General features: G+C 44.7%; 1 protein-coding gene. It reads right to left on the reverse strand.

The features are described from left to right. Window positions 1-1,390, reverse strand: a 1,390-nt coding sequence (locus FZ952_RS11485; protein WP_148881749.1) for a Cna B-type domain-containing protein, incomplete at both ends; no start/stop codon positions are given.

Raw genomic sequence — 1,390 nt, forward strand, 5'->3', positions numbered from 1 at the left:
TTTTACCAGTCGCTTTGCCATTGGCTAAGAGCTTCACAGTAATGGAGTCTGGACGTTTGCCATCTCGGTTATTGGCGTCGTTCCAAGTCTTTTGACCGCTTACTGTAATCTTCTCTGGAGTCAGCTTGTTGGTAACAGTGTATTTGCCATCCTTGGTCTTGCTAATTTCAGTTTTATACTCTGCAACTGCTACTTCCTTGACTTCATAAGCAATTTCCTTCCCATCCTTGTACTTAGGCAAGGCTTTTGATTCAAAGGCCCAGCCTGTCGCTGCTGAAACTTCCATTTCATCTACGACTTGACCGTCGTGCAGAACTTGAATTTTCACAGAAGTGGTCCGTTTACCATCTTGGTTCTCGTTATCATCCCAAACCTTGGTTCCTGAAATGACAATTGTTTCTGGATCATGGCTATTGGTTACGACTTGGCCAGATACAGAAGCCTCATAACCTTCTGGGACATTGACTTCCTTCACAGAGTAAACAATTTCTTGTCCATTTTCAAATTGCGGCAAGTTTGTGAAGGAAGCAACCCATGTATTCGCATCGGTTGCACCTGCAGCCGTTAAGGTTAAGGTCTGACCTGCAACTGCTGTTGGTTCTGAACCATTCACTGATTTGTAAAGTTGTACTGTGACAGATTCTGGGCGTTTGCCATCTTGGTTGTTGGCATCCTTCCATACCTTGGTTACCTTGTATTCAATAGCTTTTGGCAGGTACTTATTAATGATATTGAAATCGTTAATGGTTGTTTCATACTCTGCAACGGTTTCTTCCGTTACCGTATACTTGATTTCTTTCCCATTCTTGTACTTGGCCTTGCCCTTGAATTCAGCTGTCCAGGTGCCATCTGTTGCAGCTTGAACGTCTTTAGAATCAACCTTCTCACCATCGGCTAAGAGATTAATCGTAATCTTCGCTGGACGCTTACCATCTTGGTTATTCGCATCATCCCAGTTTTTAGTGGCCTTGATATCAACTGTTTCTGGGCTATAGCTATTGGTAATCGTAAAGCCAGTGGCTGCATCTCCGGTTACTTCAGTTGTATAACCGGTGATTGAAGTGGCTTCTACAACCTTGTAATCAATCGCCTTGCCGCCTTTTTGGGCATCAAGTTCCGTAAAGCTGCCAGCCCAGCCAGTCGCTTCTGACAATTCGAGGGTTTTCCCAGTATCCTTGCCATCTGCGAGGAGTTTAACGGTGATAGAAGCGGGACGCTTGCCGTCTTGGTTGTCGCTATCGTTCCAAACCTTGCGCACAGAAACCTCTGTTTTGGCTGGTTTGTAGCTATTCTTCAGGTTATAACCGTCGATATCTTTTTTGTAGCCCTCAACAGGCTCTTCATCGATGGAGTAAGTGATTTCCTTACCGCCTTCGTATTTCGGCAGGTT

The organism is Streptococcus sp. Marseille-P7376 (genome assembly GCF_902460385.1).
Lineage (GTDB): Bacteria > Bacillota > Bacilli > Lactobacillales > Streptococcaceae > Streptococcus > Streptococcus sinensis.